This window comes from Sandaracinaceae bacterium, assembly GCA_016706685.1.
Taxonomy (GTDB): Bacteria; Myxococcota_A; Polyangia; order Polyangiales; family Houyiibacteriaceae; genus JADJJE01.
In genome coordinates this window covers 141,993-166,252 of record JADJJE010000056.1, presented here as the reverse complement: position 1 = coordinate 166,252, position 24,260 = coordinate 141,993, and the positions used below count along the sequence as shown (strand labels likewise).

The 24,260-nt window shown below is 70.9% G+C and carries 21 protein-coding genes; 9 read left to right on the top strand and 12 right to left on the bottom strand.

Going from position 1 to position 24,260, the window contains the following annotated elements:
- The first annotated feature begins 29 nt into the window (after positions 1 to 29).
- Positions 30 to 2,435 (top strand): endopeptidase La, encoded by a 2,406-nt coding sequence (gene lon / locus IPI43_33355; GenBank protein ID MBK7778949.1) that lies wholly within the window; start codon positions 30 to 32, stop codon positions 2,433 to 2,435.
- A 7-nt stretch (positions 2,436 to 2,442) separates the two neighbouring features.
- On the opposite strand, the gene IPI43_33350 is transcribed toward lon, so the two are convergent.
- From IPI43_33350 to IPI43_33340, 3 genes are read right to left on the bottom strand one after another with little or no spacing between them, the layout of a single operon-like run.
- The gene (locus IPI43_33350) at positions 2,443 to 3,519 is read right to left on the bottom strand and encodes a HupE/UreJ family protein (GenBank protein MBK7778948.1); all 1,077 of its coding nucleotides are present in this window, start codon (positions 3,517 to 3,519) and stop codon (positions 2,443 to 2,445) included.
- Positions 3,516 to 4,433 (bottom strand): peptidyl-prolyl cis-trans isomerase, encoded by a 918-nt coding sequence (locus IPI43_33345; GenBank protein ID MBK7778947.1) that lies wholly within the window; start codon positions 4,431 to 4,433, stop codon positions 3,516 to 3,518. Before IPI43_33345 ends, IPI43_33350 begins: the two co-directional genes overlap by 4 nt.
- 47 nt (positions 4,434 to 4,480) lie before the next feature.
- Positions 4,481 to 6,439 (bottom strand): DUF3604 domain-containing protein, encoded by a 1,959-nt coding sequence (locus IPI43_33340; protein MBK7778946.1) that lies wholly within the window; start codon positions 6,437 to 6,439, stop codon positions 4,481 to 4,483.
- 106 nt (positions 6,440 to 6,545) lie between these two features.
- Here IPI43_33340 and IPI43_33335 point away from each other — a divergent pair, with 106 nt between their 5' ends.
- The 3 genes from IPI43_33335 to IPI43_33325 all read left to right on the top strand — a co-directional run bounded on the left by IPI43_33335 (position 6,546) and on the right by IPI43_33325 (position 9,464).
- Positions 6,546 to 7,187 (top strand): non-canonical purine NTP pyrophosphatase, encoded by a 642-nt coding sequence (locus IPI43_33335; protein ID MBK7778945.1) that lies wholly within the window; start codon positions 6,546 to 6,548, stop codon positions 7,185 to 7,187.
- A gap of 74 nt (positions 7,188 to 7,261) precedes the next feature.
- Complete coding sequence (locus IPI43_33330) at positions 7,262 to 8,578, top strand: penicillin-insensitive murein endopeptidase (GenBank protein MBK7778944.1); 1,317 nt, start codon at positions 7,262 to 7,264, stop codon at positions 8,576 to 8,578.
- Between the two features lie 43 nt (positions 8,579 to 8,621).
- Complete coding sequence (locus IPI43_33325) at positions 8,622 to 9,464, top strand: alpha/beta fold hydrolase (protein ID MBK7778943.1); 843 nt, start codon at positions 8,622 to 8,624, stop codon at positions 9,462 to 9,464.
- A 51-nt stretch (positions 9,465 to 9,515) separates the two neighbouring features.
- On the opposite strand, the gene IPI43_33320 is transcribed toward IPI43_33325, so the two are convergent.
- Both IPI43_33320 and IPI43_33315 read right to left on the bottom strand, forming a co-directional pair.
- Positions 9,516 to 9,992, bottom strand: coding sequence for a PIN domain-containing protein (locus IPI43_33320; GenBank protein MBK7778942.1), 477 nt, complete (start codon positions 9,990 to 9,992; stop codon positions 9,516 to 9,518).
- On the bottom strand, positions 9,989 to 10,741 hold the full coding sequence (locus IPI43_33315; protein ID MBK7778941.1) for a hypothetical protein: 753 nt from the start codon (positions 10,739 to 10,741) through the stop codon (positions 9,989 to 9,991). The genes IPI43_33320 and IPI43_33315 overlap by 4 nt, the downstream gene beginning before the upstream one ends.
- 193 nt (positions 10,742 to 10,934) lie before the next feature.
- On the opposite strand from IPI43_33315, the gene IPI43_33310 reads away from it, so the two are divergent.
- The gene (locus tag IPI43_33310; GenBank protein ID MBK7778940.1) at positions 10,935 to 12,113 is read left to right on the top strand and encodes an acyl-CoA dehydrogenase family protein; all 1,179 of its coding nucleotides are present in this window, start codon (positions 10,935 to 10,937) and stop codon (positions 12,111 to 12,113) included.
- Between the two features lie 16 nt (positions 12,114 to 12,129).
- The gene (locus IPI43_33305) at positions 12,130 to 12,630 is read left to right on the top strand and encodes a GreA/GreB family elongation factor (protein MBK7778939.1); all 501 of its coding nucleotides are present in this window, start codon (positions 12,130 to 12,132) and stop codon (positions 12,628 to 12,630) included.
- Positions 12,631 to 12,636: 6 nt separating this feature from the next.
- Here IPI43_33305 and IPI43_33300 read toward each other — a convergent pair whose 3' ends face one another.
- Entirely contained in the window at positions 12,637 to 13,305 is a 669-nt protein-coding gene (locus IPI43_33300) for a hypothetical protein (GenBank protein MBK7778938.1), read from the bottom strand.
- A gap of 60 nt (positions 13,306 to 13,365) precedes the next feature.
- Here IPI43_33300 and IPI43_33295 point away from each other — a divergent pair, with 60 nt between their 5' ends.
- On the top strand, positions 13,366 to 14,265 hold the full coding sequence (locus IPI43_33295; protein ID MBK7778937.1) for an SDR family oxidoreductase: 900 nt from the start codon (positions 13,366 to 13,368) through the stop codon (positions 14,263 to 14,265).
- Between the two features lie 72 nt (positions 14,266 to 14,337).
- On the top strand, positions 14,338 to 17,322 hold the full coding sequence (locus IPI43_33290) for a lamin tail domain-containing protein (protein ID MBK7778936.1): 2,985 nt from the start codon (positions 14,338 to 14,340) through the stop codon (positions 17,320 to 17,322).
- A gap of 25 nt (positions 17,323 to 17,347) precedes the next feature.
- Here IPI43_33290 and IPI43_33285 read toward each other — a convergent pair whose 3' ends face one another.
- Complete coding sequence (locus tag IPI43_33285; protein MBK7778935.1) at positions 17,348 to 18,781, bottom strand: protein kinase; 1,434 nt, start codon at positions 18,779 to 18,781, stop codon at positions 17,348 to 17,350.
- 177 nt (positions 18,782 to 18,958) lie between these two features.
- Here IPI43_33285 and IPI43_33280 point away from each other — a divergent pair, with 177 nt between their 5' ends.
- Positions 18,959 to 20,572, top strand: a complete 1,614-nt coding sequence (locus tag IPI43_33280; protein MBK7778934.1) for a serine/threonine protein kinase — start codon at positions 18,959 to 18,961, stop codon at positions 20,570 to 20,572.
- Here IPI43_33280 and IPI43_33275 read toward each other — a convergent pair.
- The 5 genes from IPI43_33275 to IPI43_33255 form a co-directional block, all read right to left on the bottom strand.
- Positions 20,541 to 21,461 carry an acyl-CoA dehydrogenase family protein gene (locus tag IPI43_33275; protein ID MBK7778933.1) on the bottom strand — a complete coding sequence of 307 codons (921 nt, stop codon included), beginning with the start codon at positions 21,459 to 21,461 and terminating at the stop codon, positions 20,541 to 20,543. The two genes, IPI43_33280 and IPI43_33275, sit on opposite strands and share 32 nt — an antisense overlap.
- Before the next feature lie 45 nt (positions 21,462 to 21,506).
- On the bottom strand, positions 21,507 to 22,037 hold the full coding sequence (locus IPI43_33270; GenBank protein ID MBK7778932.1) for a hypothetical protein: 531 nt from the start codon (positions 22,035 to 22,037) through the stop codon (positions 21,507 to 21,509).
- A 53-nt stretch (positions 22,038 to 22,090) separates the two neighbouring features.
- Positions 22,091 to 22,501 carry a YbjN domain-containing protein gene (locus IPI43_33265; protein MBK7778931.1) on the bottom strand — a complete coding sequence of 137 codons (411 nt, stop codon included), beginning with the start codon at positions 22,499 to 22,501 and terminating at the stop codon, positions 22,091 to 22,093.
- A 24-nt stretch (positions 22,502 to 22,525) separates the two neighbouring features.
- Positions 22,526 to 22,882, bottom strand: a complete 357-nt coding sequence (locus IPI43_33260) for a hypothetical protein (protein MBK7778930.1) — start codon at positions 22,880 to 22,882, stop codon at positions 22,526 to 22,528.
- A 395-nt stretch (positions 22,883 to 23,277) separates the two neighbouring features.
- Entirely contained in the window at positions 23,278 to 24,249 is a 972-nt protein-coding gene (locus tag IPI43_33255) for a hypothetical protein (GenBank protein ID MBK7778929.1), read from the bottom strand.
- Between the last annotated feature and the right edge of the window lie 11 nt (positions 24,250 to 24,260).

Below are 24,260 nucleotides of genomic sequence, written 5' to 3'. Positions count from 1 at the left end.
CGGCGGATACCGTTCTTAGGTTCCACCCTATGTCCGATCCGCGCCCCACCGAGATCCTCCCTCTCCTCCCGCTGCGCCTTGGCGTCCCCCTGCCCGGTCGCATCAGTACGTTTCCGGTCGGGCGTGAACGCTCGGTCGCGTTGGCTCGTGCCCTCGAAGAGGGCGACCTGCTGGTGCTCGGCGCACAGCATGATCGTTCGGTCTCCGTCCCCGGCATCTCGGACCTGCGCCCCATCGGTGTGCGCGCTCAGGTCCGCAAGATCTCGGACCGCGGCAAGCGCGGCATGCTCATGGTGGTGGAGGGCCTCGAGCGCGTGCGCTTCGAGCGCGTGGTCTCCACGTCGCCGTATCACGAGGCCGAGGTGCGCCTGGTCAGTGACTTCGGCATCGACGACCCCGAGGTGCCGCACTTGGCCGAGAGCCTGCGCAACCTGCTGATCGAGCTGGTCCCCAAGGACAAGGCGCTGCATCAGTCGCTCACCAGCACCAACGACCCGGGCCGCGTGGCGGACCTGGCGGGTGCGTGGCTCGAGGTCGGCGACGACGAGCGCGCGGAGATCCTGCACACGCTGGACGTGGCCACGCGCCTGCGTCTGGTGGCCAGCCTGGTCCAGAAGGTCCGCGCCGGCGCGGAGCTGCGCTCCAAGATCGACGGCGAGGTGCGCAAGAGCATCCACGAGAGCCAGAAGGAGGCTATGCTGCGTCAGCAGCTGAAGGCCATCCAGAAGGAGCTGGGTGAGGGCGACGACGACGAGCTGGAGCAGCTGCGCAACAAGCTGGAGGCCAAGGTCTTTCCGCCGCACGTTCAGCGCGTGGTGGACCGCGAGCTGAGCCGGCTCTCCTCGCTGCCCGCGCAGCAGGCCGAGGCGTCGGTGATCCGGCGTTACCTCGAGCTGATCGCCGACGTGCCCTGGACCGAGCGTGTGGACACACACCCCAGCATCGACGACGTGTCGGCCGTGCTGGAGGCCGACCACTTCGGCCTCGACGAGGTCAAGAAGCGCATCCTCGAGCACATGGCCGTGCTCAAGCTGGCGCCCGAGGCGCGCGGCACCATCCTGTGCCTCGCGGGCCCGCCCGGCGTGGGCAAGACGTCGCTCGCGCAGTCCGTGGCCGACGCCACCGGCCGCCCCCTCGAGCGCGTGGCTCTCGGCGGTGTGCGTGACGAGGCCGAGGTGCGCGGGCATCGCCGCACCTACGTGGGCGCCCTGCCGGGCCGCATCATCAGCGCCATCCGCAAGGCGGGCGTGAAGAACCCCGTCATCCTCCTGGACGAGGTGGACAAGATGGGCCGTGGCTTCCAGGGCGACCCCGAGGCCGCGCTCTTGGAGGTGCTGGACCCCGAGCAGAACGTCAGCTTCACGGACCACTACCTGGAGCTGGAGTACGACCTGAGCGAGGTGCTCTTCATCGCCACGGCGAACGACCTCTCGAAGCTGTCCCCGCCCATGCTGGACCGCCTCGAGATCATCGAGCTGAGCGGCTACACCACCGACGAGAAGGTGGAGATCGCGCGCAAGCACCTGCTGCCCAAGCAGCTGGAGCGCCACGGGCTCGAGGACGACTGCATCACCCTCGACGACGAGACCCTGCGGCAGATGATCGAGGGCTACACGCGGGAAGCCGGCGTGCGTCAGCTCACGCAGGGCATCGCCAAGCTGTGCCGCTCGGTGGCGCTGGAAGTGGCCCGTGGCGCCACCAGTGATGCGGACGAAGGCGACGAGCGCAGCATCGCGGCGCGGGCCATCGGGCCGGAAGACCTGGTGGAGATCCTGGGCCGCAAGAAGATGCACCGCGAGAAGGCCGAGCGGCTGGGCGTGCCCGGCGTGGCGGCAGGCCTGGCGTGGACGCCGGTCGGCGGCGACCTGCTCTACGTCGAGACCACCTCCATGCCCGGCAAGGGCAAAGTGGAGATCACCGGGCAGCTCGGTGAGGTCATGAACGAGTCGGCGCGCGCGGCGCTGGCCTACCTGCGGGCCAACGCGGAGCGCTACGGCGTGAACCCCACGTTTCTCGAGACCCACGACCTGCACATCCACGTGCCGGCGGGCGCCGTGCCCAAGGACGGCCCCTCGGCGGGCGTCACCATGTTCAGCGCGCTCGCGTCGCTGCTCACGGGCCGCACCGTGCGCACGGACACGGCCATGACGGGTGAGGCCACCTTGCGTGGGCGCGTGCTGCCCGTGGGCGGCATCAAGTCGAAGGTGCTGGCGGCACACCGCGCTGGCATGACGCGCATCGTGCTCCCGAAGGCCAACGAGGCAGACCTCGAAGACGTGCCGGAGGCCGCGCGCAACGACATCGAGTTCATCTTCGCCGAGGACATGTCGGAGGTCTTCGACGCGGTCTTCGACGAGCTGCCCACGCCCAGCCTGATGTCGCCCACGGGCGGCCTCGGGACGCCGGATGGCGGGCCGGGCAGCATCGCGCTCTGACGCGAGCTCAGCCCACCGCAGCGAGCAGCTCGGCCAGCACGCTGGGCGAGCGCTCGAGCACGAAGTAGGCGCTGGCGCTGCCGATGACATAGGCGCCGGCCAGCATCACGCGCGGCTCGCTGCGGTGCTCGGGGTCTCGCTTGCGCAGGACCCCGAGTAGCAGCGCGGTGGGCACCACGACAGCCAGCTGGCCGAGCTCCACGCCCACGTTGAAGCCCAGCAGCGCGCGGGGAAGGGCGTCTCCCGAGGCGCCCGTCTCGGCGAAGGCCGAAGCGAAGCCGAGCCCGTGCAACAGGCCGAAGGCGGCGCACACCAGCGCGGCGCGGCGCACGGGCGGGGGCGGCTCGGCGAGGCGCTCGCGGCGGTGCAGCACGCGCAGCGCCAGCCACAGCAGGCTGAGCGCGATGACCAGCTCGACCGGCGCGCTGGGCAGCTGCACCACGCCCGTGGCGCTGAGCGCGAGGCTCACGCTGTGGCCCACCGTGAACGCGCTCACCAGCCAGACCAGCTGGCGCAGGCCACCCACCAGCAGCACCAGGCCCAGCACGAACAGCACGTGGTCCGCGCCGCTCAAGAGGTGGCCCACGCCCAGGCGCACGAAGCCGTCGGCGGTGTTCGTGCGCGTGGCTTCTTGCTCCGTGAAGCGCAGCGAGGGCGAGCGCGCGTGCAGCAGCGCGCTCAGCCGGCGACCGTCGAGCAGCAAGAGCTCCACGAAGACGTTGGTCTCGGTGCGGGCGAGGCCCTCGATGGTGAGCTCTTGCCCGCCGAGGCCGGCGAGCGGACCGTTGCCGCAGCGCACCTGCGAGGTGACCACCAGCACGTCGGCCTGCAGCTCTTCGCGCTCGCTGTCGGGCACCGTGACGCAGCGCTCGGGCAGCGCGGGCACGAGCGTCTCGCCGCGTGGACGCAGCCGCGAGGTGCGCCACGTCATGCTCAGCGTGCCCGGCGGCGCGCCCTCCACCTCGTGCAGCAGCAGCGCCGCCGGCGCCAGCGGGTGGGCGTGGGCCAGCGGGGCCACCGACACCAGCGCGAGCGTGAGCGCGAGCACGGCGAGGGCCGGGCGGTGTCGCTGCCAACGCCTCATGGCGCGCCCTCGCGGACCTCGACGTGGATGTCGTAGCCCGCGCGCAGCTCGGCCATGCGTGCGCGCAGCGCCTCGGCCTGGCGGGCGTCGCGGTAAGCGCCCAGCACGCGTGCGCGCGAGTGGTCGAGGGAAGGCAGGGCGGCCTCGCGGCGCTCGTGCACCCACACGAAGTGGTACCCGAACGACGACTCGAAGGGGCCCGCCCACGTCTCGAGCGGGGCCTCGGTGAGCTGTTGGGAGAGCGCGCCTCCCAAGCGACGCGCCACCTCGTCGGCGCTCACCAGGCGGTCCCCCGGCGAGTAGAGCAGGGGGTCACCGAGCGCCCCCGCCTGGGCCGGGGTGACCCCACCCGCGGCGAGCCGGCGCTGCATGGCCGACACCTCCGTGGCGAGCGCCTCTCCGCGCTGCTGTCGGCCCAGGAACAGGTCGCTGTAGCGAAAGCGCGCAGGCGCCCGGAAGCGCTCGGGGTGTGCGTCCCGGAACGCGAGCAGCGTGGCGTCGTCCACCGGCGCGTTGCGCACGTCGCTGGCCAGCATGCGCTCCGCGCGCATGACCATGCGGCGGCGCACGATCAGGTCGGTGCGGTGCATGTCGAGGCGCAGCGCCTCCTCGAGCAGCCCCAGGTCGTTGGCCGAGGGCGGCGTGCCCTGCTGCCCACGCGCAAAGCGCAGGTTCTCGATGAGCCGCGCGCGGATGACCGGGTCCGTGCGAGGCCAGCCCAGCGCGATGGCCTCCTCCACCAGGATGGCCGCGTCCACGCGCACGTCGCGCTCTTCGTCCGTGAGCCCGCTCGGCACCACCACCGTGAGCGCGGGGCGCGGCGCGTCTGCCCGGCTCAGCGCCCGCTCGGCTAGGAGCGCCAGCAGCCCGAGCGCGAAGAAGTGCAGCAGGGGCGACCGCACGAGCGCGCGCACGTGCCGACGCGATGCTGGCGGGGGGCCGTTGACGGGCGACGTCACGCTCAGCTGCCGGGCAGGTACCAGATGGGGGAGCTCCACGCGCGCTCTTGAATGACCGGTGCGATGGTGTCGCGACAGCAGGTCTCGAAGCCCGTGGTGATGGTGGCCGGGACGTCGCAGTCCACGCCCGCGTCGTTGCACACCCGCGTCGACCAGCGGCAGCTGGGGTTCTCCACCGCGCGCACGTAGTAGTACGCGGGCACCGCGGGATCGAAGTCGGGGTCGGTCCACACGGTGCAGAGCGAGTCGAAGCCCGTGCCGGACTGCTCGCAGGTGGTGACGTCCACGCTGGCGCCGTTGGTGGCGTCGCCGGCCACCTCGTAGATCACGGTCTGGGGCACGCCCAGGTCGTCGGTGAAGCCCTTGATGACCTGCAGGCGCTGGAGCGGCGTGGCGGGGTCTTGGGCATCGCCCGCGTCGCGCAGCGCCGAGATGGCAAACGTGGGCGCGCCACCCGCGCTGGGCCTTGCGCTCAGGGTGCCGCCCATGGGGACGCCGTCTGCGTAGCCCGCGGTCGCGAACGCCTCGCCGTTGGCCTCGCACAGCGTGGCCGGGTACTCCCAGCCCCCGAAGAAGCGCAGCAGGATGCGCGGGCCAGACGTGGCGTAGGCCTCGCGCCGCCGCATGGCGAGGAAGAGCGACTCGCGCGAGTTCTCCTCGGCCCAGATGACGGCCAAGCCGCCGCCGTTGAACTCGATGACGTCGGGCACCGCCGCGATCAGGTCGCGCGCGCCGGTGCCGGCCCCGCCGTGGCCGGGGAAGTTGGTCTCCGACGTGGCGCCCGGCGTGCCGAGGTGCGTGTCGGTGCTGCCGATGAAGCCGTAGTGATAGGGGTTCGCGTTGATGGTCTCCTGGAAGTGGAGACCACGCCCTAGAGCGTATCGCAAGAAGTCGTGCTCCTGCGGGTCCGACGTGATCCCCAACACCGGGTTGCTCAGGTTGCTGTACGGCAGCGACTCGAAGTCGCAGAGCTCGTCGCCCGAGTCCACGGTGCGGTCGCACTCGCTCGCGCCCTTGTGCTGGAAGATCTCGGCGAGGGGCTCCATGGCCTCGCGCTCGCGCGCGTACGCCTCGTCGAAGGGGGTGCCGTCCGCTTGCTCCTCTTCGAACATGATGCCGTTCGACAGGTTGCTGTTGTGCGGGATGGTGAGCACGTCGCAGCCGCCCGCGGCGTCCGTGCACCCGCTGCGCAGGCCGGCCCACAGGCCCTGCGGCGTGGGCTCGTCGAAGTAGCTGACCGGCCGGCGCGGCACCACGTGGTTCCGGAAGATGACGTTGCGGTGCAGGTTGGCCGTGCCGGGCGAGCCCGACCACTCGTAGCCCACGAACGACGTGAACGTGCACGCGTCGCTGCGGTCGTAGGCCGTCTCGGCCGCCTCTTGGATCTCACCCCACAGCGCCACGGTGGCTTCGTCGCAGTCCACGCCACCGATGCCGCAGATGCTGGGGTAGTTGGCGCCGATGGCCAGGCGCAGGTTCAGCGAGAAGAACGTGTTCTCGGGGTCCGCGCGGAACTGCTGACAGAGCTCCGAGTCGTAGCCCGGGTCGGACTCGTGCTCGCACGCATAGATGGTCCCCAGGAACTCCGCGTGGTCGGACAGCGCCACGAAGTCGAGCGGGCGCCCCAGCTGCAGGGTGCGCAGGGCCACACCGTCTGCGTCGTACGGCTGGATGCCCAGCTCTTCACCGCGCGCGAAGCGGTAGGCATCGGACGCGCGCAGCCGGGTGCCCTGCAGGTTGGCGTCCAGCGAGGCCGCCGTGTGCACGTGGGTGTCGCCGAAGTACGCGTTGCGGGTGGTCGGGTTGAAGTCCGTGCAGCGGCCCAGCTCTTCGATGCGCGGGTCGGGCCCGCCGTCGCCGCCACAGCCATGGCCCACGAGCGCGACGATGACGAGAGACGCGAGCGAGATCCGACGGTGCCATCCGCTGAGCGAACGCGAAGTGGGGGGGGTTCCAGCCATGAAACATCGAGTCTGCGGGATGGTTGCGGGGATTGCCACCTTCGATGCATGGTGCAGCGCGAGCATGACCTCCACCGCACCACCCCCCGCTCTGCCCGCCCCCGGCATCACGCTCGCGCGCTTGCGCAAGACGCCGCTGGTGGTGGCCACGCACAACGCCGGCAAGGTGGGCGAGCTGCTCACGCTCCTGGCCCCGCTGGGCGTCACGGGCGTTGGCGCCGCGAGCTTGGGCTTGCACGAGCCGGACGAGACGGAGGAGACCTTCACCGGTAACGCGCTGCTCAAGGCGAGCTTGGCCGCGGCGCAGACGGGCCGCGTGGCCCTGGCCGACGACTCGGGGGTGTGCGTGGACGCGCTGGGCGGTGCACCGGGCATCTACACCGCGCGCTGGGCGGGCGAGCCGCGCGACTGGAAGCGCGCCATGAAGCGGGTGGAGTTCGAGCTGGCCGACCGCGGCGCCGCGCTGCCGTCCGCGCGCGGGGCGAGCTTCGTGTGTGCCCTCGCGCTGGCCGCACCCGACGGTCAGTACGTCACGTCGGAGGCGCGCGTCCCCGGGGTGCTGGTGTGGCCACCGCGCGGCGACCTCGGAGCCGGCTTCGAGCCCATGTTCGTGGCCCAGGGTCAGCGCCTCACCTACGGCGAGATGCAGCCGATGGCACGCCACGCCATCAACCACCGCGCCGCCGCGTTCCGCATGCTGGTGGCGCGCCTGCCCGATGCGCTCGAGGCGCCGCCCTCGGCGCCCTGAGCCAGGGCGCGCCGGTTCACCCCGTGCGCCGCTTTTTTGCCTGCTCCCGTGCCCTTCGGTTAGACGTCGAGGTGATGCGTTTCCGACCCTCGAAGCGGCTACTGGTCAGCTGTCTTTTGGCGATCGCGCTGCTCCCTGCGCTGGCGCGCGCCGATCGACCGCTGCTCTATGCGGTGCGCCCGGGCGACGCGCTGAGCCTCATCGCGGAGCGCTTCGGCATCTCGGTGGAAGAGCTGCGCACCTGGAACGGCATCGAGGGCGACCGCATCCTGGTGGGCCAGGAGCTGCGCCTCGCACCCAGCGGCGACGCGGCGGCTCCCAGCACCACCACCCCTGCCGCGGACGTCACGCCCGAGGTGCTTGCGAGCGCGGAGCCGGTCACCGAGGCCCCTGTTGCCACCGAGGCGGCGCCCGCCGCCCGTACCCAGCCGGAGCCCGAGCGCCGTCGCGCCGAGCGCCCGCCTGGTGTCACCATCGAGGTGCGCCCCGGTGAGACGCTGAGCGCCATCGCCGTGCGCCTGGGCGTCCCGGTGGCCACGCTCCTCGAGCACAACGAGGGGCTCAACCCCAACCGTGTGCGCGCCGGGCAGCGCCTCTTCGTCCCGGAGGCTCGTCCGGCGGTGGACCTCGAGGTGCAGCGCGGGGACTCGCTCGCGCGCATCGCGGCGCGGCACGAGGTCACCGTGTCCGAGATCCTGCGCTGGAACCCCAGCGTGCGCCGCAACGGCCTGCGCGCGGGCCGGGTGCTGCGGCTCTACACCACCGTGCCGCTCAGCCGCAGCGAGTCCATCGGCCTGCCCTACAACGGGTCGCTGGCGCACCCGGTCGAGCTGCCGTCGCACCCGCTCTACGTCATCCGCGAGTCGTCGCGTGCCTACGGGACGCTCGAGACGGTGCGGTGGATCCAGGAGGGCTTCGAGGCGGTGCGCCGCCAGCATCCCGATGGACCGCGCGTGCGCGTCCACGACCTGAGCGACCGCGACGGTGGCGCCATGCGCGACCACCGCAGCCATCAGAGCGGGCGCGACGTGGACATCGCGTTCTTCCGGCGGCGCTGCGGCAGCAACGAGTGCGGCTTTGCCAACACCACGCCGGGTCTGCTCGACGTGCGCCGCCAGTGGGCGCTGCTGCACAGCTGGCTCGTGAACCGGCGCGTGGAGGCCATCTTCATCGACTACAGCCTGCAGCAGCCGCTCTACGAGTACGCGCGCTCGCAGGGCGCCACCCCGGCGCAGCTGCGCGACTGGTTTCAGTACCCGCGTGGGCAGGGCCACGGGTTCGGGATCATCCGGCACTTCGCGCACCACCGGGACCACCTGCACGTGCGCTTCGTCTGCCCCGACACCGACGCCGAGTGTCGCGCGGGCTGGCGCTTCCATCACGCGCATTGAGCGCTGCCCGGGGCCCTGCGGATCGCGTATGCTGCCGCCCACCATGCGCCGCACCGCCACCCGCCCCCGCATCGCCTACGACGTGCACGGAGACTCGGGCTCCAACGTCCTCCTGATCATGGGCCTCGGCATGCGCGGCGACGTGTGGGCGCCGCAGGTGGCGGCCCTCCAGCAGCGGCACCGCGTGGCCACCTTCGACCACCGCGGGGTGGGGGGCAGCGAGCTGTCTCCGGCGCCCCTCTGGACTATGAAGGACATGGCCCGTGACGCCGCGCGCGTCATGGACGACCTCGGCTGGGAGCGCGCGCACCTGGTGGGCGTCTCCATGGGCGGCATGGTGGCGCAGGAGCTCGCGCTGCTCCACCCCACGCGCTTCATGAGCCTCACGCTGATCGCCACGCAGGCGGGCGGGCCCACGGGCTGGGTTCCCCCGGCCGACGGCGCCGTGAACTTCGCGCGCACGTTTGCCGGCGGTGGCGGCCGCCTGGCGGCGCTCCAGGCGCTGCTCTATCCGCCCGAGTTCGTGGCTACCCTCGACCCCGGCAAGATGCGGGAGCAGCTGCAGGTGCGCTTCGGCACGCCCGCGCCGCGCAGCACCATGCTGGGCCAGATCTCCGCGGTCATGCGCCACGACACGCGCAGCCGCCTGCCGCGCTTGCGCGTCCCCACGCTGGTGGTGCGGCCCGGCAAGGACCGCCTGGTGGACAAGACGCGCAACGACGACCTGGCGCGCTTGATCCCGGGTGCCACGCTCGTGCGCCTCGACGACGCGGGCCACGGTGTCACGTTCCAGTGCGCGGACGCGCTCAACGCCATGTTGCTCTCGCACTTCGCCGCGGCCGAAGGACTCGCGGACGGCCCGTCGGCCTCAGCGGTCTGGAACTAGGCCCCGCGTGCCAGCACGATGGTGCCCGCACGCCCGGCGCGGCCGATGCGTTCACGTTGTGGGGACAAACTCGATCCGGAGTTCGCCGCCCACTTGTGCGACGAGCTCCGAGAGTTGGTGGAATGCAGGTTTCGTCTCGGCCGTGGCGAGTACTTGCCCGTGGTATGCGGCTGTGGCGGCAATCAGGAGGTCGTTCTCGGCGAAGTTGACGGCTGGCGAGCGTGCCTTCCCAGCCGCCCAAATGCGGGCAGCCACGCTCCATCCTTCGCCGCTGTAGCCATCCAAGCCGTATACAGGCGCGATTCCGAAGAAGCGTTTCGCGATAACGAGCTTTCGTCGCGCAGCGACCTGCTCGCCAGCCTCGCCCCGCCGCACCTTTGCTTCGAATCCACGCTCAACTTCGTAGCGAGTGACGAATGCGACACCGACGGGCTCCTCCTTCAAGCGCGCTACCACGAACGCACGACGAGGATCGCTAGGGCCCTTGGGAAAGAGGTACGCGGAGACCAGGTTGGTGTCGAGGATCATTCGCCCAACGAGAGAAGTCGTGCGTCTTCAAGGTCGCGTACGTCCACAGGCGTCATCGCGTCCTTTGCCTGGCCGGCGCAGCGGAGAAGACGGCCTTGGCGTTCTTCGAGTGTGTCGTCAGCGTAGGGAATGAGCACGAGGCCCACTCGCGCGAGGCGCTCTCGCAACGTCTCGAGTTCTAGAAACGCCACGTCGATGAGAGTCCGCGCGGTCCCCGCCTCGTCGGTGCGGCGCGTGCACTCCAGAGCTGCCATCAGGGCAAAGATGCCACGCTGGAACGGCTCCTTCACGTTGGCTTCGTCATCCATGTTGAGGACCGCGTCCAACATGACCGGGTCCTTGAGAGTGTGCTCCACGTGAACCCACACCTCGCGATAGAAGTCCTTGATGAATGCGACGCACCAATCGAGCGTGTCCACCGAACACGCATCGTCTACGAAAGACGCGAGTTCCTCGCGATCGGCGGCTAGGTCGGACATGACCGTCGCTCGGCTGGTCGTCAGATTCACGACGCTGCCTTGGAGCGCGAGCACTCTGGCCATGACAGTTTGGACAAGCGACATGGCCGAACGGGACGCCGAGTCGAGAGTATCGACATCGCTGGGCGCGGCGATCACGGACGACAAAGCGTCTTGGATTGGCTTGCGCGTCCAGAGAAGCTCGGCGCGCGCGGCGGCAGGCAGCCGGTCGAACAGCCGAGCGATGCCCAAGGTGGGCGCGTGAAGTGTCTGGGCAAGGGCGGCGGTCACGAGAACCTCCCGGGAGAGACTGCATTATGTCGGATCAGTCAACGATGAGCGAGGGCAGTTCATTCGCCTGTTTGCGTCGTCGAAGGCGCGTTCGGGCGCAGGATTTGCCAGGTCGACGTGTTCCTCGCCATCGGTCGGCGATTCTTGAGCTACGCTCTGGGCCCGCTCGCTCTCCCTCAAACTTCGCCCACTCATGAACGACATCTTCAATCCCACCCCCGAGCATCAACAGCTGCGCGAGATGCTGCGCGCCTTCGTGGAGCGCCACGTGGAGCCCCAGGCTCTCGAGCACGACCGCACCGAGACCTTCAACGTGCCGCTCTTCCGCCAGCTGGGCGAGCTGGGCCTGCTGGGCATCACCCTCGGCGAAGAGGTGGGCGGCGCAGGGCTCGACGCCACCGCCGCGGTCATTGCGCACGAGGAGCTGGCGGCGGCCGACCCGGCCTTCACGCTGTCGTACCTGGCGCACTCCATGCTGTTCGCCAACAACCTGTACGTGAACGGCAACGAGGCGCAGCGCATGCGCTACCTGCCGTCCGCCTGCACGGGCGAGCGCATCGGCGGCATGTGCATGAGCGAGCCGGGCGCGGGCACCGACGTGATGGGCCTCCGCACGGAGGCGCGCCGCGAGGGCGACACGTTCGTGCTCAACGGCGCCAAGATGTGGATCACCAACGGCGCCATCTCGAAGACCGAGCTGGGCGACGTGTTCCTGGTCTACGCGCGCATCAAGGGCGCCGAGCGCAGCCAGGTGTCCATGTTCCTGGTGGAGAAGGGCATGCAGGGCTTCTCCCTGGGGCAGAAGCTGTCGGACAAGTGCGGCATGCGCGCGTCGTCCACGGCCGAGCTGGTGTTCGAGGACTGCGTGGTGCCGGCCGCCAACCTGGTGGGCCAAGAGGGCCACGCCACCATCTGCATGATGCGCAACCTGGAGCTCGAGCGCCTCACGCTGGCCGCCATGAGCCTCGGCATCGCGCGGCGCAGCATCGAGATCATGAACCGCTACGCCCGCGAGCGCGTGAGCTTCGGCAAGACGCTGGACCACTTCGGGCAGATCCAACGGCACATCGCCGAGAGCTACGCCGAGTTCATGGCGGGGCGCGCCTATGTCTACAACACCGCCGCGCACATGAACCTGACCGCGCCGGGGCATCGCTTGGACTCCGACGGCGTGAAGCTCTACTGCGCCACCATGGCCAAGAACGTGGCCGACCGCGCCATGCAGGTGCTGGGCGGCTACGGCTACATGGGCGAGTACCACGTGGAGCGCCTGTGGCGTGACGCGAAGCTGCTCGAGATCGGCGGCGGCACCCTGGAAGCCCACCACAAGAACATGACGCGGGACCTCGCCAGCGTAGAGAAGATCCTCTAGCCCACGGGCGCCCCCCATGAACGCACTACCCGACAAGCTCCTGGTCATCGCCGCCCTCCGCCGTGAGCTCGAGGAGAACATCGAGCGCGCCGCCGCGCGCGCCGAACAAGCGCGCGTCGACGCCACCCATGCCGAGGCCCGCGCCGAGAACGACAAGGACACCCGCGGCCTCGAGACGTCGTACCTGGCGCGCGGGCAGGCCATGCGCACCGAGGAGCTGGCCGAGACGCTGCATCGCGTGCGGCTGCTCTCGCCGCGCACCTTCACGGAAGACGACCCGGTGGGCCTCGGGGCGCTGGTGCGCACGGAGCTCGAAGACGGCGAGGCGCGCACCTTCTTCCTGCTGGACGTGGCGGGCGGCACCGAGCTCATGCTGGCGCCCGGCGAGCCCAGCGTGTGGGTGGTGAGCCCGTCTTCGCCGGTGGGGCGCGCGCTGATCGGGCGCTCCGTGGGAGACGAGGTCAAGATCGCCCGCGCGGGCGCCATGCGCCACTACGACATCGTTGCCATTAGCTAGCGCCGCTCAGCGCGGGGACACCATGAACCCGAGCGCGGCCAGCACCGCGAGCGTCAGGTGGGTGTCCTCGTCGTCGGCCCACACCGGGTCGAACAGCTTCTCCGCGGCGCGCGCGTCGAGGCGCACGAGCCGTTCCCAGCGCAGCGCGGGCGTGGTGCCCAACAGCGCCACGAGCGAGCCCTCGGGCGCCACGAACAGGTCCGCCACCGCATGGCACAGCTCGGCGTAGGCATCCCGGAACGCGTTCGGGTGGTCTGCCTGAGCCAGCGCGGCGTTGGCGCGCACCACGCGCGTGTACCGGGCGGTCACGGGGTGCGTGGGCTCCCCCGGCGCGGCCGGCCGCAGCCCCGGCGGGAGCACGGGCAGCTCCCGCAGCGAGTCGAGCGGTCCGCGCAGGGGGTGTGCCACCGGTCGCCGCAGGGGGATGCGACCAAAGCGCCTGTCCCGCTCGCAGGGGCGCCGCGCCGTGGGCTCGAAGCGGCCGAAGATCTCCGGGCAGGCCAGCCCGCGCGCGAAGAACTGACCGTCGTCGTCGTACTCTCGCGCTTCCTTCACCTCCACGCAGTCGCGCAGCGCGTCGCCCTCCATGGGAACCAGCCGGTACCGGGCCGGAGGGTAGGCGTCGGCTGGCAGCCCGAGGAGGGCCCAGTGCGGTTCGAACGAGGGTCTCGCCACGCGTTGGTCCTAGCACGCGTCGGGCGATCTCGCGCGCCGGCGGTGTGGTATCCCTCGGCGATGGACTTCACGGCGGACCAGATCGGTGACCAGCGCGGTCGCCTCGTGCTCATCACCGGCGCCAACAGCGGGCTCGGCCTCGAGACCGCCAAGGCGCTGTCCGCGCACGGCGCCGACGTCATCCTCGCGTGTCGCGGCGAAGCCAAGGCGCGGGCCGCCATGGACGAGGTGCGCGCTGCGGGCGGGACGGGCGCGCTGCACTTCGAGGCGCTCGACCTGTCGGACCTCGCGTCGGTGTCCGCCTGCGCCACGCGTGTGCTGGCCACGTACCCGCGGCTGGACGTGCTGGTGAACAACGCGGGCGTCATGGTGCCGCCGCGCGGCCGCACGCGTGACGGCTTCGAGACGCAGCTGGGGACCAACCACTTCGGGCACTTCGCGCTCACCGCGCAGCTCTTGCCGCTGCTGGAGAAGACCCCGGGCGCGCGCATCGTCACGGTGTCCAGCATCATGCATCGCTTCGGCAAGATGCGCTTCGACGACCTGGGCTTCGAGCGCGGCTACGTCGCGTGGCTGGCTTACGGCCAGAGCAAGCTCGCCAACCTGCTCTTCACCTTCGAGCTCGGGCGCCGGCTCACGCGCGCCGGGAGCCACGTGCTGTCGCTGGCGGCCCACCCGGGCTACGCGGCCACCAACTTGCAGGTGCACGACCTCATGAGCCGCACGCTCAACCCCGTGGCCGCGCAGTCGGCCGCCATGGGCGCGCTGCCGTCGCTCTACGCCGCCGTGTCCCCCGACGTGGTCCAGGGTGGCTACTACGGGCCGCAGTCCTTCGGGGGCATGCGCGGCTACCCCGGGCGCGCGAGCGCCAGCGGCCGCGCCCGCAACGAGGACGATGCCCGCCGCCTGTGGGACGTGTCCGAACAGCTGACGGGCGTGCCTTTTCCCTTCGGAAAGTGAAGTTCGAGCCCAAGGGCAGCGCGGCGACCGGGGTGTTACGCTGAGCAGGTCTTCTTGCTTGCTGAACACCCTATGCCTCGCCTCGCGTCGCCCCTCTCCTCCCTCGTCCCCTGGCTGCTCATGGCTTCGGCCAGCGGCTGCGGGGGCTTCCACACACCGGGCCCCTCCACGCTGCAGCTCAGCGAGGTCATGGCCAGCAACGACGGCGCCCACCTGGACGAACAGGGGGAGGCCGAGGACTTCGTCGAGCTGGTGAACGTGGGCGCCGAGCCCATCGACCTGAGCGACTTTTCGCTGAACGACTCGAACGAGCGCGGGCGGCTGCCGAGCCGGTCCATCCCTCCCGGCGGTGTGGTGGTGCTGTTTGCCGACGACGACGTCGAGCAGGGCGAGCTGCACCTCGACTTCAAGCTCAGCGCGGGGGGCGAGACGCTCACGCTCGTCTATCACGGGTCCGGTGGGCGGCGCCGCGTGGACGAGGTCAGCTGGACCGAGCTGCTGCCCAACGAGGCCTATGGCCGCTATGGCGACGACGACGAGTGGGTGCGCTGCACGTGGGCCAGCCCGGACCGTGTGAACGGACCGCGCTGTGGTCCGCCCGAGGCGCCGCCCACGCCGCCCGACGACGTCTTCGCCGCCTACACCTGGCCCACGCCCACGCCCACCACGCCGCTCACGCTCTCGGAGCTGGCGCTCTCCCCGGCCACCTTCATCGAGGTGCGCAACACCAGCAGCGCGGCCCTCTCGCTCGCGGGCTACGAGGTGCGCATCGCCCCGCACGGCCCCAACCTGCCCTGGCCCGGGCCCACCGACGGCGTGGGGCTGCCGCTCACGGGCACGCTGAACCCGGGCGAGCGCACCACCGTGACGGTCACGGCGGCCAACGTCGCAGCGCTGACGCTGCCGCTCTTCGAAGGGGTGGTCAGCGTGTTTGCCCCCAACGGCACGCTGGTGGACCGCGTGGACTTCATGCGCTGGCCCGTGGGCAACGCGCTGGCTCGCGCGGAGACCCCGGCAGGGACCTGGCGCTTCGTGACCGCCACTACGCCGGCCGCCGCCAACACGGCCCCCATCCTGGCCTCGCGCGACGTGGGCACCTACGTGCGCCACCTCTACACGCCGGGGGACTTCGCCGCCCTCGCGCGCGGCGGCACGCTGTTGGACCAGCAGGCCGTGAAGTTCCTGCTCGACGTGGACGTGGTGGGCGGCACGCTCGGCTACCTGATGAGCAGCGACGACTACCCGCTGCACTTCGACTTCGTGGACCAGCTGTTCGCGGGCGGCCCGGTGTTCGACCGCTGCGACGCCGCCATGAACGCGCAGCACCGCGCGCGCTGGACGGCCTTCTCGGTGGCCGAGTACTACTGCGGAGAGACCCAACCACCCGAGGAGCTGTCGTGCTCGGACGCGCAGCGCCGCTACATGATGGGCACGCTGGTGCACCACGTGGGGCCCGACCTGCACACGCTCGAGATGGTGAGCGGCGACCGCGCCAGCCCTGCGCAGATGGTGGCCACGTTCTTCGATGGCGCCGCGCTCAGCGACGACCCCACGCGCTGGGTGTTCCGCCCGCAGAGCCAGTCGGCCGTGGACAAGCTGCGCACCGTGGAGGGGCAGCTGCCCATCGTGGGCCGCAACGCGCCCTTCGTGGGCATCACGGAGCAGGCGCTCAACCCGGGTGTCGCGTTCGGGACGCTCACCTTCATTCCCACCAGCGAGTTGGCCACGGCGGTGCTGGGGCCGCGCGTGGTGCTGGTCACGGACAGTGTCCCCAACGACATCGGCTTCGTGGGGGGGCTCGTGACCGAGGCGCTGCAGACGCCGTTGGCTCACGTGAACGTGCTCAGCCAGAACCGCGGCACCCCGAACCTGGCCGTGCTGGATGCCCGCAATCGTTCTGAGTTCGAGCCGTTCTTCGGCGAGTTGGTGCGCCTCGAGGTCAGCGAGAGCGGCTTCACGGTGCGCTTGGCCGACCTCGCCGAGGCGCAGGCGCACTGGGCGAGCATCATGCCGCCCGGGCCAGCGCAGACGCCCGCACGCGACCTCACGGTGCGTGGCATCCAAGATCTGCTGGACCGCGACTTCACCGACATCCCGTCCATCGGGGGCAAGGCCGCGCAATTCGCGGAGCTGTACCGCATCACGTTCCCGGCGGGCTGCAGCCAGGTGGCCTTGGTGCCCGATCGAGCGTTCGCCATCCCGCTCGCTCACTACGTGGACCACTTCCAGGCCAGCGGCGCCGAGGCGCTGTTGAACGCCGCCATGATGGACGCGCGCTTCGAGAGCGACGCCCTCTTCCGCCGGGCCGCCCTCGGGTCGGTGCGCGACGCCATCAACGACCACCCGGTGGAGCCTGCGCTGCTCACCTCCATCGAGCAGGCCATCCGCGCGCGCTGGGGCGGGGATCGGCGCGTGCGCCTGCGCAGCAGCAGCAACACCGAGGACCTCGCCGGCTTCAACGGCGCCGGGCTCTACGTGTCCGAGGCGGCCCAGCTCTCGGAAGACGGCACGCTGGCCCTCGCGCTCCGCACCGTGTGGGCCAGCCTGTGGAGCGACCGCGCGCACGACGAGCGCAGCTTCTTCCGCATCGACCCCACCACCGTGGCCATGGGCGTGCTGGTGCACGCGGCCTTCGTGTCGGAGGAGGGCTCGGCCATCGTGGTCTCGCGCAGCCTTCACGACCCCACGCGCTCGGACATCTACACCATGAACGTGCAGCGCGGCGAAGCCAGCGTGGCCAACCCCGCACCGGGCATCACGTCCGAGCAGTTCGACTACCGCTGGGCGCGCACGCCGCGCCGGGTCTTCCGCTCGTTCAGCACGTTCTCGCCGGCGGCGTCGCTCGTGTCGGAAGACGAGTCGTGCGACATCGCCATGGCCATGCGCGCCATCCACGACCACTACCGCGCGCTGGTGGACCCGCTCGACCAGAACCAGTACTTCGCCATGGAGGTGGAGGTGAAGCTGCTGGACGGAACGCGCCGGCTCTACGTGAAGCAGGCGCGCCCGTACCCCTTCCAGGCCGAGCTCTTGCCAGCCGACTGCCGCGGGTTCTGAGCGAGGCGCCAAGCGGGCGCGCGGCCTACGCGCCGTCGCCGTTCAGCAGGCGCCGCACCAGCGACAGCACGGCGTCCGGGTCCACTGGCTTCACCAAGAAGGCAGACGCGCCACGCTCCGTGAGGGCGCGCCAGTCGTCGTCGCCGCCGGCCCCGGTGATGACGATGATGGGCACCCGCTGACCACGCGGGTCCTCGCGCAGCTTGCCCACCAGCGCCAGGCCATCGAGGCCCGGCATGTCCAAGTCGATGAGCGCCACCGCCGTCTCGTCCGACACGATGGCGTCGAAGGCCGTGAGCCCGTCTTCGGCGCACACGACATCGGAACCGGGGAACCCCGCCCGCAAGATGGTCTGCCCCAGCAGGCGGAAGACGGGCTCGTCGTCGGCCACCACGAAGCGCCGCCTCACGCCGTCGGCGCTCATGTTGAGGCGTGCGGCGTTCAGCTCCTGCCGGAAGCGCTGCACGCTGGCATGGCGCGCTGCGGGCTCCTTGGCTAGCGCCTTCTTCAGCACGGGGTCGAACACCGAGGGCAGCCCCGGGTTCACCTCGCTCGCCTGCGGTGGCGGCTCGTTGGCGTGCAGGTGCAGCATCTCGAGCACGTCGTCGGTGGCGAACGGCAGCCGGCCGGTCAGCAGCTCGAAGGCCATCACGCCCAGGCTGTAGAGGTCGGCTCGCTGGGGGTGATCCACCGTCCCCGTGTGGTTGAGCCCATACTCGGGCGCCAGGTACGCGGGGGTCCCGTGCACGGCCTCGCTGGACGCGTTGCGGTCCCGGATGGTGCGGGCCGCGCCGAAGTCGCTCACCACCACGCGGTTGGCGTCGCCCAGCAACACGTTCGCGGGCTTGAGGTCGCCGTGCACCGCGCCGGCCGAGTGCACCGCCTGCACGCCGCGGCAGATGGCGTCCAGGATGGCCAGCGCCTCGTCCAGCACCAAGGGTGAGCCCCGGCGCCGCCGCAGCAGCTCCTCGAGGTCGTGCCCCTCCACGTACTCCATCACGAAGTAGGGCGCGCCTTCGTGCTCGCCAAAGGCGTGCACCGCGGTCACGTGCTCGTGGCGGATCTTGGCCATCACGCGCGCCTCGGCCTCGAAGCGCTGCAGCACGCCCGCGCGGTTGGCCAGGCTGGGGTGAATGAACTTGATGGCCACCAGCCGGTCCAGGTGGCGGTCGCGCGCCTTCATGACCACGCCCATGGAGCCACGCCCGAGGCTGCTGCGCACTTCGTACGAGCCCACCACCGTGCCCGGCACGGGCGGGCGCCAGCGGTCCGGCCGCGGCAGGCTGCCGGTCTCGTCCGTGAGCGTGGTGACGTGCCGTGGATCCCGCAGGCCCCCCACACGAGCGGTCACGCTCTTGTCCGCGCGCGCGTCCCGGCTCCGCGTCGTCGAGCTCTGCTCGTCTTCGTGCGGCAGCAGGTCATCCGACTCGTCCGGCAGGGTGTCCCGCTTGGAAGGCATCAGCGGCCCTCGCTCGCGCGATCGAAGCACGTCTTCGGGAGGACGATCCTCGGCGTCGCCAAGCAGAGTTCCAGCACGCTCGGACACTACCCCAATCAGGGAGGTCCAACAAGGCGCTCACGTTGGGTCGTGGCGTCAGTTGTTCCGTCTTCGGGGGGCTGCCTGGTACGCTGCGGAATGGCGGAAGCGCCCGCACCCACCACCTTGGTCTCGCGCTCCATCGGCGCGCTGCGGCTCGGGGACCGCCTCGGGCGTCGCCTCGCGCAGGCCGCGTGGATCAGCGCGGCGCTCACCGTGATCTTCCTCGCGGTCAGCTACTCGCTCGCGTTCCTGAACGTGGACCCGCGCTTCACGTCTTGGCAGGGGCAAGCCAGCCCGCTGCGCTTGTGGCTTGCGCCCTGCTTCCTGGTCTTCTCGCTCTCGTTCGCCGAGCTGGTTCGCACCCGCTTCCGCCGGTCGCAGGCCACGCTGGTCGCGGGCATCGCCTACGAGGTCCTCACGGCGCTCTTCGTGGCGTGCCTGGTCAACGGGCGCCCCTGGTCCGAGGAGCCGTCGCTGCTGGGTGTGTCACCCATCGCCATCTGGCTGCTGGTGTACGCCGCGCTCGTGCCGCTGCCGCCGCGCGCCACCCTGCTGGGGGCCTTCCTCGCCGCGCTCATGGACCCACTCGGCCTGTGGCTCATGGTGTTCGCCGATGACCACCTGCCCATGCCCAGCACGGTGCTGCAGTTCTGGCGCTTCTTCCCGACGCTGGTCTGCGCTGGGCTGGCCTACGCCATCGCCAGGCTCATCACGCGCCTCGAAGAGCAGGCCGACGAGGCCCGGCGCCTCGGGTCGTACAAGCTGCGTGTGCTGCTGGGGCGCGGTGGCATGGCGGAGGTCTGGGAGGCCGAGCACCGCATGCTGGCCCGCCCCGCGGCGGTGAAGCTGGTGCGCCCCGAGTGGCTCGAGGACGACCGTCAGAGCGCCGAGACCATGCTGCAGCGCTTCCAGCGCGAGGTCAGCGCCACCTCCACGCTCTGCTCGCCGCACACCATCGCGGTCTACGACTTCGGGCGCGCCCACGACGGCACGTTCTTCTACGCCATGGAGCGCCTGCACGGCATCGACCTGCACTCGCTCATCCAGGAGCACGGCGCGCAGCCGCCGTCGCGCGTGGTGTTCATCCTGCGGCAGATCTGCCACTCGCTCGAAGAGGCGCACCGCGCGGGGCTCGTGCACCGCGACGTGAAGCCCGCCAACATCTTCGTGTGTCGCTACGGGCTGGACCTCGACTTCGTGAAGGTGCTGGACTTCGGTCTGGTGAAGGGCGACCCCCCGGGGCTCGAGCACCAGTCGCTCACCCGCGAGGGCGCGCACACGGGGACGCCCGCCTTCTTGCCGCCCGAGATCGCGCTCGGGAAGGTGTCGGAGGCGGACGGCCGTGCCGACCTCTACGGCCTTGGCTGCGTGGCCTACTGGCTGCTCACTGGGAAGCTGGTCTTCCCGCTGGGGCCGTCGCTCCAGATGATCGCGGCGCACGCGCACGACCAGCCCGAGACGCCTTCTCGGCGCGGTGGCGTGTCGGTCCCGGCCGACCTCGAGGCCATCATCATGCAGCTGCTGGCCAAGTCACCCAGCGACCGGCCGGCGAGCGCAGCGGCGCTGTCCGCCATGCTGGCCGCCACCGGGCTCGAAGACGCCTGGACCGTGGCCAAGCGCGAGGCCTGGTGGTCGAAGCACCTGCCCGCCACCCCCTCGCTGCCACCGGCCGGTGGTTCTAAGTCGGCGCCAACGTCGCCCAAGCGGTGATGCGCCGCTGAGCCCGCGCCTGCGCCGCCACCCCGAACAGCGCGGCGTCGCGGAACAGCCGCTCGCGCGCTGGCTCGGGCAGCTGCTGCGCCAGCGCCGGCAGCTCGCCATCGAGGAAGCGCCCGGTGGTCTCCAGCACGCCCGCCAGCGCGATGTGCGTGGTGGCCGACAGCGGGGGCAGTGAGGCGACTCCGCTCAGCGTGACCACCGTGCTGACCAGGCGCTCCACCACGCCATGCGGCCACATGGCCAGACGCCCGTAGCGCACCAGCAGGCCGAGGATGCTGGCGTACACGTGCACGTCCTCCACGGTGCGGAAGGGCTTCACCACGTTCACGTAGCCATCGCCCGGGAGCCGCTCGTCCGGCGTGACGCGCACGCTGGCGAAGGTGGCCTTGCTGTGCGGGATCTCGGGCACGAACGCGGTGAGCTCGCGGGTCTCGAGCGACACGCCCACGCGGTTGCTGGGTATGCGCACCGCCACCAGCGCGATGCGCCCCGTCTGCGACGCGTCGCGCGCGATGACCACCAGCTGCTCGGCCGCCGAGCCGAGCGTCACGAAGGTCTTCTGGCCGCTCAGGCGAAACGCATCGCCCTCCGGCGTGAGCGTGGTCTCGATGTCGCGCGGCCGGTTGCCCGCCTGCTCCGTCACGCACAGGGCAGCCGGCGCGCCGCCCAGCTCCGGCAGCAGGTGCTCGAGCGCGGCCACGTAGCCCGAGGCGAACGCATAGCCCAGGCGGTCGGCGTGGAAGCCGCCCGCCACGGCGGCCTCGAAGGGGCGGTCGAAGCGGGCACGGATGGCGTCGTGATGATCCCACCAGGTGGACAGGTCGGGGACCTCGACGTCGCGAGGGTCTTCACCGAGGAGATGGCGCAAGAGGGCTTCCACGAAAGGCAGTCTACGCCACATCCGCTCTGGCGAGGAGACTCCGCGTCAGGCCTGCGTGTGCGAGTCCAGATACCGCGTGAGGGCGTCGCTGACGCTCAGCAGGTTGGCGGTGATCTGGCGCGAGACGAACTGCTCCACGGTCTTGGCCAGCCCGTCCGCCAAGAACGAGGGCAGCGCCTTGATGGCGCCGAGGTCGATGCTCATGGAGCCCTTGATCTCGAGCCGCGTGCGCTGGCCCAGCGCCACGAACGTGTGACGCCCCGCGCACTGCACCGCGTCGCGGAAGGCGCGCGTCTCGATGGACCAGGCGCACGACCAGTCCTCCTCGGACCAGAGCGCGCGCTCGTCCCAGCGGAAGGTGTTGTCGCCCAGGCCGCGCTGCACGGGGATGGGGATGTCCCCGCCGCCGTGCCAGGTGTGCCGGGTCTCGATGCCGCCCGTGACGTCCTGGCGGTCCACGGCCTCGATGCGCCGCACGTGCGGCAAGAACTCGATCAACGCGGGCAGGTCGTCGCGATACGTCCGGAAGACGGACTCACGCGGGAACGGTATGACGGCGTCGGCCTCGATCTGCATCGCTGGTGTACGACCGGAGCCGGGCGCGCAGCGACAGACCGCTCACTCGCCCCTCAGGACGATGCGTTGGTAGCGCCATCGGAGGCGCCGCGCAAAGTGGCGCGGTGCATGACCGCGTGTTGCACCAGCCCGTTGAGCGCGGCGGCCACCTCTTCGTAGTCCAGCGACTCGGTGGGCACCTCCACCGTGAGGGCCACGTCGCCGTCGTCGTCGTAGGCGAATTTGGTCATGGCCATGTCGCGGTTCATGCGCAGCAGCCAGCGCGCCAGGTCGTGCGGGTTGTCGCCGCCCGTGACCAAGAAGGGCACCACGCTGGCGATCAGCCAGTTCTGCGAGAGGCGCACGTACACGGCCACGTCACCCTGCTCGGTGTCGCGCACGGCCCGCAGCGTGCCTGCCCCATGCGGAACGCGCTCCCAGCCGAGCCTGTCGAGGTATTGAGCGAGGGTCGCGTCATCCAGCATGGGCGGATGATGCCTCATTCGCGCTCATCTTGGGAGCCCTCTCTTGGGCGCCGCATCACGCGTCAGCGCCATGGCTTCCAGCTCCATGGTGTCGTTGTAGGGCAGCAGGTCCTCGCGCTCGAGCCGCTGCACGGTGTCCAGCAGCGCGCGCGTGGCCGCGAGCGGGTCGCGCGCGCTGTCCTGCTCGAGTGCGTGCGGCGGAGCCCCCAGCAGCTCGGCCCGCGCGCGCAGCCAAGGCACGGCCACCTGCTCCAGCTCGCGCACTCGCTTGGCCAGCTCTTCGGTCTCGCGCAGTTCGCGGCGCCGCACGGAGCCCACGCCCAGCCCGAGGCCCAAGAGTAGCCCGCCGAGGGCCGCCATCACTGCTTCCCAGCCGTGCATCGGGCGAGCATAGCAGGAACGCGGCGGGCGCTCGGGCTGCTGCGGTACCCAGTGGAGATGTGGACGTCTAACGACTCATCACAAGTTCGGCCCATGGTCACCGGAGCCGGCCAGGACCTGGCCGACGTGGTCGGCCGAAGCTCGTATCAAGGCTCGTCGGCGCCCCGGCTGGTGCTCGTGCTCTGCCTGGTGTACCAACCACCTCCCACCGGGCTCCGCCTCGGAGCTTAGCCTCGACACCTGCTATCCGAGCTCTTCTCATAGTAGCTCGTCCAAGCGGGTGGTTGGCAAGCACGCCATCGGGGCCTTGAGCGGCGACGAGCACGTCAACGACCACGTCCACGTTCACGTTCACTTCTACGTACGTCGCACTCGACGCCCACGCCGACGTGGGACTACTCGAACACCAGCACCGCGTCGGCCCCGTGCTCGTCGATGAGCGCCCCCACATACGACAGCAGGGTGCTGCGCCGCGCGAACAGCGCGTCCACCTGGGACGCCACCAGCAGCGGCGTGGCCTGCGTGTGCAGCGGGTCACGCGCGAGGGCGGCCTCGAGTGACGCCCGCGTCATGCCCGTGAGCTGCTGCACGGTGCGGCGCGAGAAGCGCTGGGACCGCTCGAGCGCGGCGCTCAGCCGGTCGCGGCGCGTGGGCGTCAGCTCGGAGAAGAAGGCCAGGTTGTGGTCGCGGATGAAGAGCCGCGAGCGGTCTGCGAGGCCCTGCACGTTGGCGCCGCTGAAGCGGTCGGTGTTGCCGATCAGGTAGTCGAACAGCACGCAGTTGGACAGGTCGCGCAGCAGCGTGAGCGGGTAATCGCTGCTCTCCATGCGCGAGCCCTGGCGCAGCTTGGCGGACCACTCGCGCAGCGCGTCGGGCTGGTCGAGGCCCAGCTCGCGCATCTCCGGGATCCAGTAGGTCATCGACCCGCGCACGCGGCCCTCGCCGTCGGCGGTCATGCGCTGGCGCAGGTCGGGCCAGCGGTCCTCGAAATTGGGGTCGAGGGTGCGCTGCAGCTCGTTGGTGGACACCACCCGGCTCACCGTGGGGGGCACGTTGTCGAGGCCCAGCAGCTCGGCCACGCGGTAGGCGGCGATCTCGTGCAGGTGCCCGCGCGGGTGCGTGCTGGCCGCCGGGCGATAGGCGCCGAGGGTCAGCTCACCGCTGCGCACCCGCAGCACCACCGACGTGGTGCCCACCGGCCGCACCTGCGTGATGGCCTCACTGCGCAAGCGCCCGAGCAGCGCCTCGTGCGTGACGCTTCCCCCCGGGAACACGAGGCCGGCTTGGGCGGTGGCCACGCGGGCACCGAGGCCTGCTGCCGCGCCCAGCGCGCAGAAGAGCCCGAGCGCGCAGAGCGCCCGGGCCACGCTCCGCGCAG